The organism is Stenotrophomonas sp. 05L413, from assembly GCF_056397945.1.
In genome coordinates, this window is the sequence record NZ_JBFTOL010000004.1 from 169,613 (window position 1) to 185,803 (window position 16,191).

15 protein-coding genes are annotated in these 16,191 nt (G+C 68.6%); 6 read left to right on the forward strand and 9 right to left on the reverse strand.

Annotated features, from left to right (window positions below; translation table 11 throughout):
• Position 1: 1 nt before the first annotated feature.
• Positions 2-274 (forward strand): SHOCT domain-containing protein, encoded by a 273-nt coding sequence (locus tag AC1DIQ_RS10040; RefSeq protein ID WP_121040784.1) that lies wholly within the window; start codon positions 2-4, stop codon positions 272-274.
• Positions 275-339: 65 nt separating this feature from the next.
• On the opposite strand, the gene AC1DIQ_RS10045 is transcribed toward AC1DIQ_RS10040, so the two are convergent.
• Positions 340-1,212, reverse strand: a complete 873-nt coding sequence (locus AC1DIQ_RS10045; RefSeq protein WP_478049960.1) for a TolB family protein — start codon at positions 1,210-1,212, stop codon at positions 340-342.
• A 52-nt stretch (positions 1,213-1,264) separates the two neighbouring features.
• On the opposite strand from AC1DIQ_RS10045, the gene aroE reads away from it, so the two are divergent.
• The 3 genes from aroE (at position 1,265) to dinG (ending at position 4,727) form a co-directional block, all read left to right on the forward strand.
• Complete coding sequence (gene aroE, locus AC1DIQ_RS10050) at positions 1,265-2,110, forward strand: shikimate dehydrogenase (protein WP_121040782.1); 846 nt, start codon at positions 1,265-1,267, stop codon at positions 2,108-2,110.
• A 10-nt stretch (positions 2,111-2,120) separates the two neighbouring features.
• Positions 2,121-2,483, forward strand: coding sequence for a hypothetical protein (locus AC1DIQ_RS10055; protein WP_121040780.1), 363 nt, complete (start codon positions 2,121-2,123; stop codon positions 2,481-2,483).
• A gap of 141 nt (positions 2,484-2,624) precedes the next feature.
• Positions 2,625-4,727 (forward strand): ATP-dependent DNA helicase DinG, encoded by a 2,103-nt coding sequence (dinG, locus tag AC1DIQ_RS10060; protein WP_152152166.1) that lies wholly within the window; start codon positions 2,625-2,627, stop codon positions 4,725-4,727.
• Positions 4,728-4,850: 123 nt separating this feature from the next.
• On the opposite strand, the gene ilvD is transcribed toward dinG, so the two are convergent.
• Positions 4,851-6,689: a dihydroxy-acid dehydratase gene (gene ilvD / locus AC1DIQ_RS10065; RefSeq protein WP_282258049.1), complete on the reverse strand. Its 1,839-nt coding sequence runs from the start codon at positions 6,687-6,689 to the stop codon at positions 4,851-4,853.
• 213 nt (positions 6,690-6,902) lie between these two features.
• On the opposite strand from ilvD, the gene AC1DIQ_RS10070 reads away from it, so the two are divergent.
• Together AC1DIQ_RS10070 and AC1DIQ_RS10075 are read left to right on the forward strand one after the other, a co-directional pair.
• Positions 6,903-7,466, forward strand: a complete 564-nt coding sequence (locus tag AC1DIQ_RS10070) for a DUF1190 domain-containing protein (RefSeq protein WP_121040776.1) — start codon at positions 6,903-6,905, stop codon at positions 7,464-7,466.
• Positions 7,467-7,469: 3 nt separating this feature from the next.
• Positions 7,470-8,648: a glutathionylspermidine synthase family protein gene (locus tag AC1DIQ_RS10075; RefSeq protein ID WP_121040774.1), complete on the forward strand. Its 1,179-nt coding sequence runs from the start codon at positions 7,470-7,472 to the stop codon at positions 8,646-8,648.
• A 3-nt stretch (positions 8,649-8,651) separates the two neighbouring features.
• On the opposite strand, the gene AC1DIQ_RS10080 is transcribed toward AC1DIQ_RS10075, so the two are convergent.
• From AC1DIQ_RS10080 to AC1DIQ_RS10110, 7 genes are all read right to left on the reverse strand, one after another.
• Positions 8,652-9,950 carry a DUF58 domain-containing protein gene (locus AC1DIQ_RS10080; RefSeq protein WP_461769663.1) on the reverse strand — a complete coding sequence of 433 codons (1,299 nt, stop codon included), beginning with the start codon at positions 9,948-9,950 and terminating at the stop codon, positions 8,652-8,654.
• A gap of 31 nt (positions 9,951-9,981) precedes the next feature.
• Complete coding sequence (locus AC1DIQ_RS10085; RefSeq protein WP_121040770.1) at positions 9,982-10,995, reverse strand: AAA family ATPase; 1,014 nt, start codon at positions 10,993-10,995, stop codon at positions 9,982-9,984.
• Positions 10,992-12,170 carry a DUF4350 domain-containing protein gene (locus AC1DIQ_RS10090; RefSeq protein ID WP_121041326.1) on the reverse strand — a complete coding sequence of 393 codons (1,179 nt, stop codon included), beginning with the start codon at positions 12,168-12,170 and terminating at the stop codon, positions 10,992-10,994. Before AC1DIQ_RS10090 ends, AC1DIQ_RS10085 begins: the two co-directional genes overlap by 4 nt.
• Positions 12,167-13,834, reverse strand: a complete 1,668-nt coding sequence (locus tag AC1DIQ_RS10095; protein ID WP_478049961.1) for a DUF4129 domain-containing protein — start codon at positions 13,832-13,834, stop codon at positions 12,167-12,169. The genes AC1DIQ_RS10090 and AC1DIQ_RS10095 overlap by 4 nt, the downstream gene beginning before the upstream one ends.
• Positions 13,824-14,816 carry a stage II sporulation protein M gene (locus AC1DIQ_RS10100; RefSeq protein WP_478049962.1) on the reverse strand — a complete coding sequence of 331 codons (993 nt, stop codon included), beginning with the start codon at positions 14,814-14,816 and terminating at the stop codon, positions 13,824-13,826. The genes AC1DIQ_RS10095 and AC1DIQ_RS10100 overlap by 11 nt, the downstream gene beginning before the upstream one ends.
• Complete coding sequence (locus tag AC1DIQ_RS10105) at positions 14,813-15,502, reverse strand: RDD family protein (RefSeq protein ID WP_478049963.1); 690 nt, start codon at positions 15,500-15,502, stop codon at positions 14,813-14,815. The genes AC1DIQ_RS10100 and AC1DIQ_RS10105 overlap by 4 nt, the downstream gene beginning before the upstream one ends.
• Before the next feature lie 153 nt (positions 15,503-15,655).
• On the reverse strand, positions 15,656-16,186 hold the full coding sequence (locus tag AC1DIQ_RS10110) for a gamma carbonic anhydrase family protein (protein ID WP_121040764.1): 531 nt from the start codon (positions 16,184-16,186) through the stop codon (positions 15,656-15,658).
• Positions 16,187-16,191 lie beyond the last annotated feature (5 nt).

Genomic DNA, 16,191 nt, shown 5'->3' on the forward strand with positions numbered 1-16,191 from the left:
GATGATGCAGACGATGGGATGGCTACAGTGGGTGACCTGGACGGCCGGCGTGCTGGCCTTTGCCGTGGTCATCGGGCTGGTGATCCGTGGTGTGCGCCGCGCCGCGCGGCAGGCGCCGGAGCAACCCTCCGCCGCCGCGCGCATTGCCCGTGAGGCGCAGCTGTCGCCCGCCTTGCAGGCACAGCTGGCGGCATTGAACCAGCGCAAGGATCACGGCGAGATCAGCGAAGCGCAGTACGAGCAGCAACGCGCGGCGCTGCTGCAGGCGCACTAGCGCTCGGCCAGCACGATCACGGGTAGCGCCACGCCATGCGTGGCGGCCTTTCGGCGACCGCGGCGTCAACCGCAGCCGGCACCTCGCGGTGCTGACGGCGCCTTGATCCGGTACAGGTCCAGCCCGCCGGCACGCGGTGCGCGTGCCATGCCAGCCAGGACCATCTCCGAAGGCTTGGACGCGTCCACCACCGGCGCGCCGGTCTGGCCGTCGGCGGTATTGAACGACAGCGTCAGCGGCACCGCCGCCTGGCGGTGATCGCAGCTCGCCAGCAGGACCTGCGAATGCCCCCGGCTTGCGCGGGTGAAGGCCAGCGCGCCCGCATTGTCCAGCCAGGCGGCCCCGAGTTCGTCGGCGGCCGTATTGAGCGGGGCCGGCAGGGCCTGCGCCGTGCCAAATCCCTCGCCCTGCACGGGCGCCAGATACAGATCGAAGCCGCCCTGGGTGGCTGTGCCATTGCGCGAGAACAGCAGCGTGCGTCCATCCGGACGCAGCGCAGGGGCACGTTCATCGGTGCGGGTGTTGAGCGCCGGCAGGGCCTGCACGGTCCCGAAGGTGCCATCGGTGGCCACCGGGGCACGGTACAGATCGAACCCGCCCTGGCCGCCGCGGCGGTTGGAGGCGAAGTACAGCCACTGGCCATCGTGGCTGAAGTACGGGTCGCGTTCGTCGTCGGCGCTGTTGAGCGCGAGCGGGGCAGGGTCCTGCCAGCGCCCTTCGCGCAGCACCGCCTGCCACAGGTCCCAGCCGCCGCTGGCCCCGGCGCGGTCGCTGGCCCACACGATGCGCTGGCCGTCCGGCGCGATCGTGGCCTGGGCTTCGTTGGCCTTGGTCGAGACCACGCCCATGCCCTCGATGCCGAATTCGGAAAGCGCCATCGCGGCGGGTGTGCAGAGTAAACTGGCGCTCAGCGCGAGCAGAGACAATGGAATGCGCATCATCGCGTCCGTTGGGGTTTGCGTTCCATTCTAGGCCCGGAGCAGGAAACCCATGACCGACCGTTACGCCGTATTCGGCCAGCCCATCGCGCATTCGCAGTCGCCGCACATCCATGCCACGTTCGGCCGGCAGGAAGGCCTGGCGCTGGACTACCGTGCGATCGAGGCATCGCCGGCCGAGTTCCTGGCAGCGCTGGAGGCCTTCGCTGCCGAGGGTGGCGTGGGCGCCAACATCACCGCGCCGCACAAGGAAGCTGCCTTCGCGCTGTGCACCACGCTGACCTCGCGCGCGCGCCGCGCCGGTGCGGTCAACACGCTGCTGCGCAAGGGCGACCGCTGGCATGGCGATACCACCGATGGCATCGGCCTGGTCCGGGATCTCACCGACCGCCACGGCCTGGACCTGCGTGGCCGCCGCACCCTGCTGATCGGCGCCGGTGGCTCGGCGCGCAGCGTGGCCCCGGCGCTGCTGGATGCCGGCATCCTGGAGCTGGTGGTGGTCAACCGCACCCCGGAGCGCGCCGACGCGCTGATCGATGCGATGGGCGAGCCGGGCCGCGCCATCACCCGCTACTGGGAAGACATCCGCGAACTGGGTGATTTCGAGCTGATCATCAATGCCACCTCGGCCGGCCGCGACCGCGCCGCGGAGTTCAAGCTGCCGCTGTCGCTGGTCAACAGCATGACCACCGCGGTCGATCTCAACTACGGCGAGGCTGCGATTGCCTTCACTGCGTGGGCGCGCTCGGCCAGCTGCCGCAACATCGTTGATGGCCTGGGCATGCTGGTCGAACAGGCGGCGGAGAGCTTCCTGCAGTGGCACGCCGTGCGCCCGCAGACCGATGCCGTCTACACCGAGCTGCGCACCCAGCTGGCCCCGCTGGCCGGCGAGGACTGAACCGGTGGACATGGATCTGCTGATCTCGATGCTGACCATGGTGGGCGTGCGCCTGCCGGTGCTGATTGCGCTGGCAATCGCCGTGGTCTGGGTGGTGGATACCCCGCGCGGCGCGATCCGCAGCGTGGCCCTGGGCGCACTGGGCGTGATGGCGCTGACCACCCTGGCCGGCCTGGTGCTGAACCTGGTGCCGATGTGGATGGTGCAGCAGGGCAACTACGAGAACCTGCAGCTGATGTCCAAGCTGCTCGGTGCCGGCCACTTCGCACTCAATCTGTTCGAGGCGCTTGCGCTGGTGCTGCTGGTCTGGGCGATGACCCGCGCGCTGCGCGGCCACGCCGTTCCGCCCGTTGCGCCGCTGCCGCCGCGCTGAGCAGGTGCAGCAGGCTGTCGCGGCCCACAGCGTTGGCGTGGGCCGCGTCACGGATATGAACCGCCGCGGAAAATGGCGCCGGTCACGGCCCCCGGGTCGTGAGAAAATGGGGACTGTGATCCAGTCAGGCAGTCCCCCGGCGTGACCGAAAAAGTTGAAGCCCCCCGCGCCCTGAACGACGAGCTCAAGGCCGGCATCCGCGATGCTTACGCCAAGCTGCAGGCCAATACGCCCGGCTTCAGCACGCGGCGTTCGCAGAGCCAGATGATCGGCGTGGTGTCGCGTGCGCTCTCGCACAGCGGCGGCGTCGGCGTGGTCGAAGCGCCGACCGGCGTCGGCAAGTCGCTGGGCTACCTGACCGCCGGCGTGCCGATTGCGCTGGCGACCAAGAAGAAGCTGGTGATCAGCACCGGCACCGTGGCGCTGCAGTCGCAGCTGGTCGAGCGCGACATCCCCAATTTCCTCAAGGCCACCGGCATCGAAGCCACCGTGGCGCTGGCCAAGGGCCGCACCCGCTACCTGTGCACCCGCAACGCGGCCGAAGCGCATGGCGACGGCGCGCAGGAAGGCATGTTCGACGACGAACAGCCGTTGTTCGACCGCCCGTTGGCGCCGATCGAGATGGACCTGGCGCAGTCGCTGAGCAAGGCCTTCCTCGAAGGCCGCTGGAACGGTGACCTGGACAACGCGCCGGAAACGATCAGCAACACCCTGCGCTCGCGCATCACCACGCCCGCCTCGGGCTGCGCCGGGCGCAAGTGCGCCTACTCGGCGCAGTGCGCGGTACTGCGCTCGCGCAACACCGTGCGCGAGGCGCAGATCGTGGTGACCAATCACGCGCTGCTGTTGTCGGCGCTGTCGATCGGCGAGAGCGACAACGGCCAGCCGCTGATCGCGCCGCCCTCGGACATGCTGCTGGTGCTTGATGAAGGGCATCACATCGGCAACGTCGCCATCGACCAGGGCGCGGCCAGCCTCGCGCTGGACGAAATGGCCAAGCGCACCGGCCGCCTGCAGGTGCTGATCGCTGCGTCCTACCGCGCGGTGGACAAGGACAAGCTGGGCAACCTGCTGCCCAACGAGGCCATCGAAGCCGCCGCCAAGGTCAGCAAGCAGCTCAAGGCGTTCCGCGATGTGATCGACCGCAGCTGGCGGCCGGACCCGGCCGCCCAGGAGCCGATGTGGCGCGCCCCGAACGGCCGCCTGCCGGAGATCTGGATGCCCGATATCGAGGCCATCGCCGACGACACCCGCGCGCTGTTCAACTGGGCGCATGCCGCGCTGACGCAGGTCGCCAAGGGCAAGCCCGAGGATGCCGCGCGCGAACGCCTGCAGCGCAACCTTGGCATGGCGCTGGAGATGATCGAGCAGCAGCACAATCTGTGGACCGGCTGGCGCCGCGAAGACAAGGAGGGCCAGCCGCCGACCGCGCGCTGGATCACCCTCTCGCGCGATGGCGACCTGGTCCTGCATGGCTCGCCGGTCTCGGCCGCGAACGTGCTGCGCAAGCTGCTCTGGGATGAAGTGGATTCGGTGGTGATGACCTCGGCCACGCTCACCGGCGGTGGCGATTTCCAGGCGCTGGCGATCGACAACGGCATTCCGGCCGAAGCCGAGATGGTCTCGCTGGCCTCGCCGTTCGATCTGCCCAACCAGGCCCAGCTGATCGTGCCAGCGTTCCCGGTGACCCCGGATGACAAGGAAGGTCACCCCAAGGAAATCGCGAAGTACCTGGTCAAGGAGCTGGACTGGGGCAAGGGCAGCATCGTGCTGTTCACCTCGCGCTGGAAGATGGAGAAGGTGGCCGAGCTGATGCCGGCCGCGCAGCGCAAGCACGTGCTGGTGCAGGGCGAGACCGCCAAGCAGAAAATGATCGACGAGCACCTGCGGCGCACCTCGGCCGGGGAGGGCTCGGTGCTGTTCGGGCTCAATTCCTTCGGCGAGGGCCTCGATCTGCCCGGCGAGGCCTGCACCACGGTGGTGATCACCCAGGTGCCCTTCGCGGTGCCGACCGACCCGCAGACCTCCACGCTGAGCGAGTGGTTCGAAAGCCGTGGCCTGAACGCCTTCAACCTGATCGCGATCCCGCACGCCCTGCGTACGCTGACCCAGTTCTCCGGCCGCTTGATCCGCACCTCCACCGATACCGGCCGCGTGATCATCCTCGACTCGCGGCTGCTGACCCGCCGCTACGGCAAGCGCATCATCGATTCACTGCCGCCGTTCAAGCGGGTGATCGGGTAGCGGTACACGACACTTGCAACGGGGCGTTGCGTTGCGAAACGGTAGAGCCACGCCATGCGTGGCTGCTCTCCGATCAGAACGCGCCGCAGCCTGAAACTGCACCCATCCACGCGTGGCGTGGAGCTAGTCCTCCAGTTTCGCAAGGTCGCGCACCGCGCCCTTGTCAGCACTGGTGGCCAGCAACGCATACGCCTTCAGTGCACCGGTGACCTTGCGCGGACGCGCCTCGCGCGGCTTCCAGCCGAGCGCGTCCTGTTCGGCGCGGCGTGCGGCCAGCGTGGCGTCATCGAGCAGCAGATCGATGCGCCGTGCGGGAATGTCGATACGGATGCGGTCGCCGTTGCGGACCAGGCCAATGGTGCCGCCCGAGGCCGCTTCCGGCGAGGCATGCCCGATCGACAGGCCCGAGGTGCCACCGGAGAAACGGCCGTCGGTGAGCAGGGCGCATTGCTTGCCCAGGCCCTTGGATTTCAGATAGCTGGTCGGGTACAGCATTTCCTGCATGCCCGGGCCACCGCGCGGTCCTTCGTAGCGGATCACCACCACATCGCCGGCGACCACTTCATCGGCGAGGATGCCCTGTACAGCGGCGTCCTGGCTCTCGAACACGCGCGCGTTGCCTTCGAACACGTGGATGGATTCATCGACGCCGGCGGTCTTCACCACGCAGCCATCAACGGCCAGATTGCCGCGCAGCACCGCCAGCCCGCCTTCGGCCGAATAGGCATGCGCGACGGCGCGGATACAGCCTTCGGCACGGTCCACGTCCAGCGTCGGCCAGCGCGTGGCCTGGCTGAACGCGACCTGGGTCGGGATGCCGGCGGGCCCTGCGCGGAAGAAATCGTGGACCGTCTCATCGGTGCTCACCGCGACATCCCAGCGCGCGATCGCCTCGGCCAGGGTGCGGCTGTGCACGGTCGGCACGTCGGTATGCAGCAGGCCACCGCGCGCGAGCTCGCCGAGGATGCCGAACACACCGCCCGCGCGATGCACATCCTCCATGTGGTACTTCGGTGTGTTCGGCGCAACCTTGCACAGCTGCGGCACACGGCGTGAGAGTTCGTCGATGGCATGCAGATCGAAGTCCACCTCCGCTTCCTGCGCCGCGGCCAGCAGATGCAGGATGGTGTTGGTGGAACCGCCCATGGCGATGTCCAGCGTCATCGCATTCTCGAACGCTTCGCGGGTGGCGATGCCGCGCGGCAATGCACCCGCTTCTTCGCCCCCATACCAGCGATGGCACAGCTCCACGATCAGGCGCCCGGCGCGGCGGAACAGCTGCTCGCGGTCGGCGTGGGTGGCCAGCGTGGAGCCGTTGCCGGGCAGCGACAAGCCCAGTGCTTCGGTCAGGCAGTTCATCGAGTTGGCGGTGAACATGCCCGAGCACGACCCGCACGTGGGACAGGCGCTGCGCTCGTACTCGGCGACCTTCTCGTCGCTGGCGCTTTCATCGGCGGCGATCACCATCGCATCGACCAGGTCCAGCTTGTGCTCGGACAGGCGCGTCTTGCCGGCTTCCATCGGGCCACCGGAGACGAACACCACCGGGATGTTCAGGCGCAGCGCGGCCATCAGCATGCCGGGGGTGATCTTGTCGCAGTTGGAGATGCACACCAGCGCATCGGCGCAATGCGCGTTGACCATGTACTCCACCGAGTCGGCGATGATCTCGCGGCTGGGCAGCGAATACAGCATGCCATCGTGGCCCATGGCGATGCCGTCATCCACCGCGATCGTATTGAACTCCTTGGCCACGCCGCCGACCTGCTCGATCTCGCGCGCCACGAGCTGGCCCAGGTCCTTGAGGTGCACGTGGCCGGGCACGAACTGGGTGAACGAGTTGGCGACGGCGATGATCGGCTTGTGGAAGTCGCCATCGGTCATGCCGGTGGCGCGCCACAGGGCGCGGGCGCCGGCCATGTTGCGGCCGGCGGTGGAGGTGCGGGAGCGGTATTCAGGCATGGTGGCTGGCAGGATCTGGCGGGCCGTGGGGGCGCATTTCAGCTCGATTCTGCCGAAAAATTCCGGTTGCGTTTGCAACCACCTTCGCCGCTGCCGCGGCCCCGCCCAGAGCGAATGCTGAAACGCTGTTCATGTTTTGGACTTTGCCGGTTTTGGTTGTTCGCCCCGATCAGGCATGATTGGGGAGATAACCGTACTAGGGGGCATGACGCCATGAAACGTTCCAGGACTACTGCGCTGCTGCTGATGAGCGCTGCGCCGCTGCTGTTCACCGCCTGCCAGAAGAACGAGGCCGTGCAGGTGCAGGAAGGGCTCTACACCTCGGTGCAGGCCTGTACCGAAGCCACCGGCGATCCGTCCAGCTGCCGCAACGCGTTTGCCGAGGCGCAGAAGCAGTCGGCCGATGCCGCCCCCAAATACGCCACGCGCGAAGCCTGCGAGGCCGAATACAACGCCGAGCAGTGCGTGGAACAGAAGACCTCCACCGGCCATTCGTTCATCGGCCCGATGATGATGGGCTTCTTCATGTCGCAGATGCTCAGCAACCGTGGCGGCGCGGGCCTGGCCCAGCAGCCGGCGGCGAGCCCGGCCTATCAGGACAAGGCCAAGGGCTGGGCACGCCCCGGTCCGTCGACCGGCGGCATGAACACCGCCAGCGGCATCGGCGCCGGCAAGGCCGGCCTGGCCCCGGTCAATGCCACCCCGAACCGGGCGGTCACCGCCAGCCGCGGTGGCTTCGGCAACACCAGCAGCAACCGCAGCAGCGTCGGCGGCTGATCGATGCAGCGCGTGCGTATCGCCGAGCGCAGCCAATGGCGCGCTCGGGCCGAAGAGTCGGGTTTCCGTTTCCACACCATCGATGGCCTGCCGTACTGGGATGAAACCGCGTACTACGCCTTCACCCTGCGCCAGATCGAACAGGACATCGAAGACCCCAGTGCCGAGCTGCATGCGATGGCGATGGACCTGGTGGACGAGGTGGTGGGCAGCCAGCAGTTGATGGACCAGCTGGCGATCCCGCCGCTGTTCCGCGACTGGATCGCTGACAGCTGGCGCCGCCGCGAGCCGCACCTGTATGGGCGGCTGGATTTCGCCTACGACGGCACCGGCCCGGCCAAGCTCTACGAGCTGAATTACGACACGCCCACCTCGCTGTTCGAAGCGTCGTTCTTCCAGTGGCAGTGGCTGGAGGACCAGCGCAACCAGAACCGGCTGCCACCGCATGCCGATCAGTTCAACGCGATCCATGAGGCGCTGGTCGAACGCTTCGGCGAACTGGCCGCGCAGCTGCCGCCGCCGCTGTATTTCAGTGCTGTCGGTGCGTCGGAGGAAGACCAGGGCACGGTCGCCTACCTGCGCGACTGTGCGGCCCAGGCCGGCCTGCGTGGCGACGCGATCGCGATCGAGGATATCGGCCTGTCCGAGGACGGGCGCTTCACCGCGCTCGACGACACCGTGATCGGCAGCCTGTTCAAGCTGTATCCGCTCGAAGACCTGATGACCGAGTCGTTCGGCCAGGCGCTGCCCGCTTCGGGCGTGCAGCTGCTGGAACCGGCATGGAAGGCGATCCTCAGCAACAAGGGCGTGCTGCCGCTGCTGTGGCAGCGTCACCGCGGCCACCCGAACCTGCTCGCCGCCGAGTTCGACGATGGCAGCGAGCTGCCGCGCGGCTGGGTCCGCAAGCCGTTGTTCTCGCGCGAGGGCGCGAACGTGGCGATGCACCTGGCCGATGGCAGCTGGCAGGAAAGCGAAGGCCCGTACACCGGCCCGGCGATCCGCCAGGCCGCGCATCCGCTCACCGCGTTCGATGGCGGTTATCCGCTGATCGGCAGCTGGATCGTGGGCGACCAGGCCTGTGGCATGGGTATCCGCGAAGACAACAGCCGGATCACCCGCGACAGCGCCCGCTTCGTACCGCACGCGATCATCGATGAAGCGCCGACGCGCATCTATCTCTGATCGTTACAACAACCCATCCCGCTTGACCGCCAGGTAGCGTTCCACCAGCGCGCCAGGCAGGGCCTCGGCGGTGACATCCAGCACCATCACCCGGTGGCTGCGCAGCGCGTCATGTGCGTCGCTGCGCTGCTGCAGGTAACGTGCGATCGCACCGGCCTGGGCAGCGTCCTGCAGGCTCTCCACCGGCTGGGCCAGCGCATCGTCCAGCGCGCGCTCGCGCAGGCTGGCCACGCAGACTAGATGCTGGCGCTGCAGCAGGCGCACGGCCGCGAGCAGATCTTCAATGTCCTCATCGCGCACGTTGGTGACCAGCATCACCAGCGAGCGACGGCGCTGACGCAGTGAAAGCTCGGTGGCTGCGGCGAGGTAATCGGTGGCGACCGGCTGCGCCTGCAGATCGTAGCTGGCGCGCAGCAGGGTATCGATGGTGCCCATGCCACGTTTCGGCGCGACCCAGCGGCTGTCGCCCCCGGCCGCGAACAGGCCCACGCCGTCGCCTTGGCGCAGCGCGAGGTAGGACACCACCAGCGCCGCATTGAGCACATGATCGAAGTGCGACAGCCCGCCTTCGCTGGCCATCATGCGCCGGCCGGTGTCGATCATCAGCACCAGCTGCTGGTTTTTCTCGTCCTGGTATTCGCGGGAGATCAGCTTGCGCGCGCGGGCGGTCGCCTTCCAGTCGACCTGGCGCAGGCTGTCGCCGACGCGGTACTCGCGCATCTGGTGGAAATCGGTGCCTTCGCCGCGGCGGCGCTTGAGGTGCGCGCCGACCAGGCGCGAGGCCTGTTCGGCACTGAACAAGGCGAAGCGCGTCAGCGGGGCGAAGTTGGGGTAGACGCGCACCGTCATCGCCGGCGGCAGCTGCCGCCGTTGATGCCACAGCCGCCACGCACTGTGCATGCGCAGGTGCACCCCCTCGAACACGAAACGGCCACGCGCGGTCGGGGTCAGTCGGTACGCCACGCTGCTGGTGACCAACGGTTTGAGCGCCAGTGACCGTGGCAGGCCCTGCAGGCTCCAGCCGCCGGGCACCAGATCGAATACCTCCACGCGCTGGTGCCGGCTCGATTCCAGCCGCAGCGTCGCCTCACGCTCGACATTCAGTGCCAGCGACTCCGGCAGCTCGCGGTGCACACTCGGCGAGGGTTGGCGACGCAGGCGCAGCAGGTCCACCAGCGCGATCAGCGCCACGCCACCACCGATCGCCCACCAGACCGCGTGCGGCCATGCGCCGATCACCACCGGCACGCCGAGCAGGCCCCAGCCGGCCAGCAATGCCAGCAGCAGTGCGCCCGGCCTCATGCCGGTCGCTCGCGATGGAGGACGCGCCCACTCATTTGCGCGGTGCGTCCACCTTGGCCAGCAGCGCGGTCAGCGCGTCGTCGGCGCTCTGTCCTTCGATCTGCAGTTCCGGCGCGAGCGCAATGCGATGGCGCAGCGCCGGCCTGGCGATGTCGCGCACGTCATCGGGGGTGACGAAATCACGGCCGGACAGCACCGCCTGCGCACGCGCCGCACGCACCAGCGCGATGCTCCCGCGCGGGCCGGCACCCAGCGCGATACCCGGCCATTGCCGCGTGGCGGCGACGATCCGTACCGCGTAGTCGATCACTTCCGGGTCGACCGTGATTGCAGCGGTCGCCTGCTGCAACGCGACCACCTCGGCCGCGTTCAGCACGCGTGGCACCTGCGACAGATCGAAATCGGCGGCGCTGCGGCCGGTGGTGATCGCATCGACCATGCGCTTCTCATCGTCCAGCGTCGGGTAGTCGATCAGCACCTTCAGCAGGAAACGGTCCAGCTGCGCTTCGGGCAGCGGGTAGGTACCTTCCTGTTCGACCGGGTTCTGCGTGGCCAGGGTCAGGAACGGCGGGGTCAGCGCGAACGCCTTGCCTTCGATGGTGACCTGGCCTTCCTGCATCACTTCCAGCAGTGCCGACTGGGTCTTGGCCGGGGCGCGGTTGATTTCATCGGCGAGCAGCAGGTTGGTGAACACCGGGCCGCGACGGATCTTGAAGCTCTCGGTCTTCGGGTCATACACCGCATGGCCGCTGACATCGCTGGGCATCAGGTCCGGGGTGAACTGCACACGGCCGTAATCCAGCTCCAGCGCCTGGGCGAGCGCGCGCACCAGCAGGGTCTTGCCCAGCCCGGGCACACCTTCGATCAGCACGTGGCCGCCGGCCAGCAGCGCGATCAGGATCTGGTCCAGCACCTCGGGCTGGCCGATGAAGGCGCGGCCCACGGCCTCGCGCACGGCATCGACGCGCTCGGACAACGGCGACGGCGATGGCGACGGCGTCACGGCGGGAGGGGACAGCGGCGGCGGAAGCGTCGGCTCGGTCATAGCAGGTTTCTCATCTGGATCAGCAGGCGGATGCGGTCGCGCAGGCCGGCGACGTCGTGGGAAGCGGGTGGAGTCAAGGCGGTCTGCACGCGCTCGTTCGACCACTGCAGCAGGCTGGCGACGGCCTGCACCCGGGCCTCGCCGGTCAGTGCGGCCGCACTCGGCGAACGCCGCCGCAGACGCGCCAGGAACGCGCGGCGGACCGCGTCATACAACAGCGGTGCCTTGCCGAAGCGCAGCAGGTGTTCGCCGCTGGCGCGGATGTGTTCGAGCAGCGAGCGGCGTTCCGCGGCAGGCGAGGGCAGCTCACTGCCCAGGCGCTGCGCGCGCTGCCAGAGCCAGCCGAGCAGCGCCAGCAGCAACGGCGCCCACACCGGCCAGCCGAGGTAGAACACGCGGTTCCACAACGACGGCGGGCGCGAGGCGTAGACCAGCCACATCGTGCCCTTGCCATAGTTGGGCGCCAGCACGTAGCGGGTCAGGTCGCGGTGGGCCTTGTCGTGCAGCCCATCAACGAGGGCGTTGGCGGCGTTCGGCGGGGCGGCCGGGTTGGGCCGGCCCTTGCCCTGCATGAAGGCCATGTCGGCCAACACATCGATGTGCCCCCGGCCGTGGCGCAGGCGGGCGAAGACCAGGTCGGCCGCGGTGCCCCACTCGCGCTCGACCGCCATGCCCGCGGCTGGCTCCACCGCGAAGCGACGGCCGGTGCAGAACTCCACATGCTGCGGGTCATCGCGCACGTGGAACTGCTGGCAATAGCTCCCGTAGCCCGCGCTGTCCACGCCGAGCGCGTCCAGCAGCGGGCCATTGCGGGCGGCGTCCTTGCCCACCGGTGGCGTGCGCACGATCAGGTGCCCACCACGCTCCACCCAGGCCATCAGCGTTGCTACGGCAGGTGCGGGCACTTCCGCGCTGTCCTGCAGCAGCACCACGGTATCGCCCGGTTCCAGCGGCATCCGGGTCAGGTCCAGGCGTGGCCGCGACTGCACGGTCAGCCCGTCCGCACGCAGCGCCTGGCCGAGTACGTACAGCGGGTTGTAGCTGGCTTCGCCCTGTGGCGGCAGGTGCTCTGTGTGCGTCACCCGCTCGTGGGTGCGCAGGAACAGGATCGCCAGCGGCACGCCGATCACCAGCAGGCCCAGGACGATCAGCAGCCAGCGCAGACGGACGCTCACGCGCGCCACCCGAACTGGGCCTGCAGAATCGTGGCCAGCGCATTGAAGTCTTCATCGCTGGGCAATCGGCCGGCATACGCCGCGTACTGCCAGATCCGCACGATGCGCGCGAACAGGCTGCGGTCGGCCTCGACCGGCATCCGACGCGAGGCACGCAGGCACTGCGCTTCGGTGGCACCCGGCGGAAGCGTGATCCCGGCGCGCTCGCTCATCGATTCCACACTGGCGCGGTACAGCAGCGCCAGCGCCTGGCGGGGGCGTCCTTCCTGCCACAGGGCACGCGCACGCGACGCCGGATCGGGCGGCACGACGTCCGGTATCCGGATTGGTTCTTCGATGACCGCTGCGGCCTTCGCACGACGGCGCTGGCCGGAGCCGCGCAGCCACGGCAGCCAGCGCGGTGCGGTGGCCAGCAGCAGCAACACCAGGACCCCGACCACCGCCCACAGCGTCCATTCGGCGATCCGGGCCGGCAACAGCGGCCCTTTGCTGCCGCGTTGGCCAGTGGCCTTGGCCGCAGCCTCACGTTTTGCCTTCTCCGCTTCGGTTGCATCGCTTTCGATGCGCGTCCACTCGGTGACCTCGCGGGTCGGGCTCTGCAGCGGGTCTTCATACGCGCGCTGCACGGCTTGTCGGAAGCCAGCCGTATCCACCGCTTCAGCGCCAAAGATGACCGGGGGCGTGTTGTCCGGATCGTTGTCGTACGTACGCGGCGGGTCATCGGCGTCATCGTCTTCGCTACCGTCGGCGTCCGAAGCCGCATCGGCGTCTTGCGCAGGTGACGGAGCGTCCTCGGCCGGCACCGGCAACGCACCCTTGGTGTTCGACTGCGTCGGCGCCTGTTGGGCGTGCAGTGCCGCGCCTGGCCAGACCAGCACGAGGGCCAGGACCAGCAGCGGCGCAGCGCGCTGCAACCGTGCATGCAGGCGCCGGAAGGCGATCTCCACATCCCATGCTTCCATCTGCGTGCGCCGGTCCAGGTACAGGCCGAAGCCGGCACCGACATAGAACGGCCCGATCAGCGTGGCGGCCAACCAGAACAGCAGGTTCACGCCCAGCTGCATCCAGGCCGGCATGTCCTGCTTGGCCAGCTCCCACGCCGCGCGCCAGGACTCGGACAGCAGGTCCACCGGAATGAACAGGAACACCGCGGCGATGCCGCCGACCACCAGCACGATCTCGAAGACCATGCACACCAGCGTCAGCAGGACGGCATGGCCCATCGCACCCCCGGCGATGGCGCGCCGACGTTGGCGACGATGTGCCGGATCCGCGCCTTCCAGCAGATTGACCGGCAGCAGCACCGAACGCAGCGGGCTCAGGCGCCGCCAGCCGAGATAGCCCCAGAAGCCCTCCCAGCCCCACGTGCGCTGCGCGCGCAATGTCTGCGGGGTGGTGGACGCATCGCCGAACACCCCGCGCGAGATCACATACAACGCGATGCGCTCGAACAACGGCTTGAGCCACCACATCGCCAACCAGGCCCAGCCGAAACTGTGGGTCCACCAGGCCAGCGCGTTGAGCAGCACGAATACCGGCAGCGACACGATGACCCAGGGCGCCCAGATCGCCGCGGCATGCCGGCGCACCAGCGCCATGCCCAGCTCCATGGCTTCCCAGCCCGAGCGTGCGCGCAGCACGACGTTGAGGCGATCAATCTGCATCGGCCGCTCCGCGTCCGCCGCGCCACAACCACACGAACACGGTGGTCCACAGCACGGCCGCCACGCTGTATTTGCCCCACGCCGGAACCGCGGCGATCGAGGACCAGAACGCTTCGATGAAGGCGGCGATCAGCAACATCGCCGCGACCCCCACGCACAGCCTGGCCCCGATCACGCCGCCCTCGACCAGCGCATCGATGCGCCGCCGGCGGCCGGGCGCGAGCAGTTTCATGCCCAGCTGCAATCCAGCGCCGCCGGCGATCACGATCGCCGTCAGCTCGAAGGCACCATGACCGGCCACGAAGCGCCAGAACGGATCGCCGTGGCCGACGTGCTGCAGATGGCCGGCGACCGATCCGATGCCGACGCCGTTGAACAGCATCACCAACACGGTGCCGACGCCGGCAATCAGCCCGAAGGCGAACGTGCGCAGGCCGATGCTGATGTTGTTCATGATGTAGTAGCCGAACATCGTCCAGTTGGTGCCGCTGTCGCGGCCCAGGTTCGGTGAGGCCGGGTCGTACATGCGTTCGAATTCGGCGATGCGCGCGTTGTCCATCAGCAGATGGATCAGTTCGGGGCGCCACAGGATCAGCGCGAAGCTGCCCACCAGCGGCACCACGAACAATGCGGCGGCCACCCACATGCTGCGCGCCTGGCTGCGCACCAGCTGCGGGAAATCGGCGAACAGGAAGGCGAGTGCGCGCTGCCACTGCGGACGTGGCGTGCGATAGAGCGACGTGTGGCCCTGCTGCATCAACTGCTGCAGGCGTGCGACCAACTGCGGGCTGTAACCGCGTCGGCGCGCCAGCGCGAGCTGTTGGCACAGGCGGCGGTAGCGCTGCGGGAAATCGCCATCGTCCAGGCCCTCGTGGGCCGGCTGCCGGCGCGCCTGCCGCGGGCGCTCACCGCGCTGGGCCAGCCAGTGTTCCAGCGCCTGCCACTCGGCCTGGTAGCGGGCGACGAACTGCTCCTGTCTCATCGCCGTCCCAGCAGCCAGTTGGCCATCGCATACAGGCGCAGCACGCCGACCTGGCCGTGGCTCCCGGTCAGCGGCGAGGCGATGTCGGCCAGTTCCTGCTGGCGCGGCACCGACAGCCGCGGCGCGCGCTCGGCGAAGGCGACCACGGCGGCCTGTTCGGCCGGCTGCAGGGGCTGCGGCGGGGCCAGCACGCTGCCGACCGGTAGGGTACCCCCCAGCGGCGCTGCGCCCTGGTGGATCACCACGGTTCCCGCGACCAGGTCACCGAGACGGCGGCCATGGGTATCGAACAGACTCGACAGCAGTCCCAGCGCATAGCCGAACGGCAGCATGTCCACGGTGCGCAGCAGGTTGCGGGTGATCGCGCTCATCCAGCCGATGGGGCCGCCATCGCCCGCCACCACGCGCAGGCCCATCGCGCGCTTGCCCAGCGTGCGGCCCCAGCAGGCTTCCTGGACGATGGTGTAGGCCCACATCAGCAGGAACATCAGGCCCAGGTAGAGCCCTTGGCCGAACCCGCCGAGGAACGCCAGCGGAATGCTCAGCATCATCAACGCGCCAATGCGGATCACGAAGTCGATGGCCCAGGCCAGCGCACGCGGCAACGGCCCGGCCACGGGCAGGTGCAGAGGCACGCCTTCGGGGGTGATGACCTCCCGGTAGGTATCCAGCATGGGCGCGCTCATCGGCGGCGCATCACGGTGGATCGTACGGAAGGCCACAGGGGACGCCGGATTCCTCTCCGGTCTGCCAGCGGGGGCATGCGGTTCTCGACTGCTTCCTGGTCGGCTGAGGACTTTACCGCGCACGGATCCCGATGCCCAGCGGGGTGGCCGCAATCAACCCCGGTACTGGTCCTTCAGGCGCACGTAGTGATCGGCCGAGTAATGCAGCGACTCGATCTCCTTGTCGCTGAGCGTGCGCGCCAGCCGTGCCGGGTTGCCCAGCCACAGCTCGCCTTCGCCGACCACCTTGCCCGGGCCAAGCACCGCGCCGGCGCCGAGGAAGCCGTGCGTGCTTACCTGCGCGCCATCCAGGATGCAGGCGCCCATGCCGATCAGGCAGTAATCGCCGATCGTGCAGGCATGGATGATGGTGCCGTGGCCGACCGTGACGCCCTCACCGATGATCGTCGGGTAGCCGCCCTTGTTGAACGGGCTGTGGTGGCTGACGTGGATGATGGTGCCGTCCTGGATGTTGCTGCGCGCTCCGATCCGCACGTGGTTCACATCGCCGCGGATCACCGTGCCCGGCCACACCGAGACGTCATCGCCCAGCACCACATCGCCGATGATCGTGCACGCCGGATCGATGTAGACGCGCTCGCCGAGCATCGGCAGTGTGTCGAGGAAGGGGCGGATCGGGGACATGCGCA

What these genes read in the sequence shown, in the direction of transcription:
- AC1DIQ_RS10040 (WP_121040784.1), top strand. Translation starts at nt 2, where the DNA reads ATGATGCAGACGATGGGATGGCTACAGTGGGTGACCTGGACGGCCGGC.
- AC1DIQ_RS10045 (WP_478049960.1), bottom strand. Translation starts at nt 1,212, where the DNA reads ATGCGCATTCCATTGTCTCTGCTCGCGCTGAGCGCCAGTTTACTCTGC.
- aroE (WP_121040782.1), top strand. Translation starts at nt 1,265, where the DNA reads ATGACCGACCGTTACGCCGTATTCGGCCAGCCCATCGCGCATTCGCAG.
- AC1DIQ_RS10055 (WP_121040780.1), top strand. Translation starts at nt 2,121, where the DNA reads ATGGATCTGCTGATCTCGATGCTGACCATGGTGGGCGTGCGCCTGCCG.
- ilvD (WP_282258049.1), bottom strand. Translation starts at nt 6,689, where the DNA reads ATGCCTGAATACCGCTCCCGCACCTCCACCGCCGGCCGCAACATGGCC.
- AC1DIQ_RS10070 (WP_121040776.1), top strand. Translation starts at nt 6,903, where the DNA reads ATGAAACGTTCCAGGACTACTGCGCTGCTGCTGATGAGCGCTGCGCCG.
- AC1DIQ_RS10075 (WP_121040774.1), top strand. Translation starts at nt 7,470, where the DNA reads ATGCAGCGCGTGCGTATCGCCGAGCGCAGCCAATGGCGCGCTCGGGCC.
- AC1DIQ_RS10080 (WP_461769663.1), bottom strand. Translation starts at nt 9,950, where the DNA reads ATGAGGCCGGGCGCACTGCTGCTGGCATTGCTGGCCGGCTGGGGCCTG.
- AC1DIQ_RS10085 (WP_121040770.1), bottom strand. Translation starts at nt 10,995, where the DNA reads ATGACCGAGCCGACGCTTCCGCCGCCGCTGTCCCCTCCCGCCGTGACG.
- AC1DIQ_RS10095 (WP_478049961.1), bottom strand. Translation starts at nt 13,834, where the DNA reads ATGCAGATTGATCGCCTCAACGTCGTGCTGCGCGCACGCTCGGGCTGG.
- AC1DIQ_RS10100 (WP_478049962.1), bottom strand. Translation starts at nt 14,816, where the DNA reads ATGAGACAGGAGCAGTTCGTCGCCCGCTACCAGGCCGAGTGGCAGGCG.
- AC1DIQ_RS10105 (WP_478049963.1), bottom strand. Translation starts at nt 15,502, where the DNA reads ATGAGCGCGCCCATGCTGGATACCTACCGGGAGGTCATCACCCCCGAA.
- AC1DIQ_RS10110 (WP_121040764.1), bottom strand. Translation starts at nt 16,186, where the DNA reads ATGTCCCCGATCCGCCCCTTCCTCGACACACTGCCGATGCTCGGCGAG.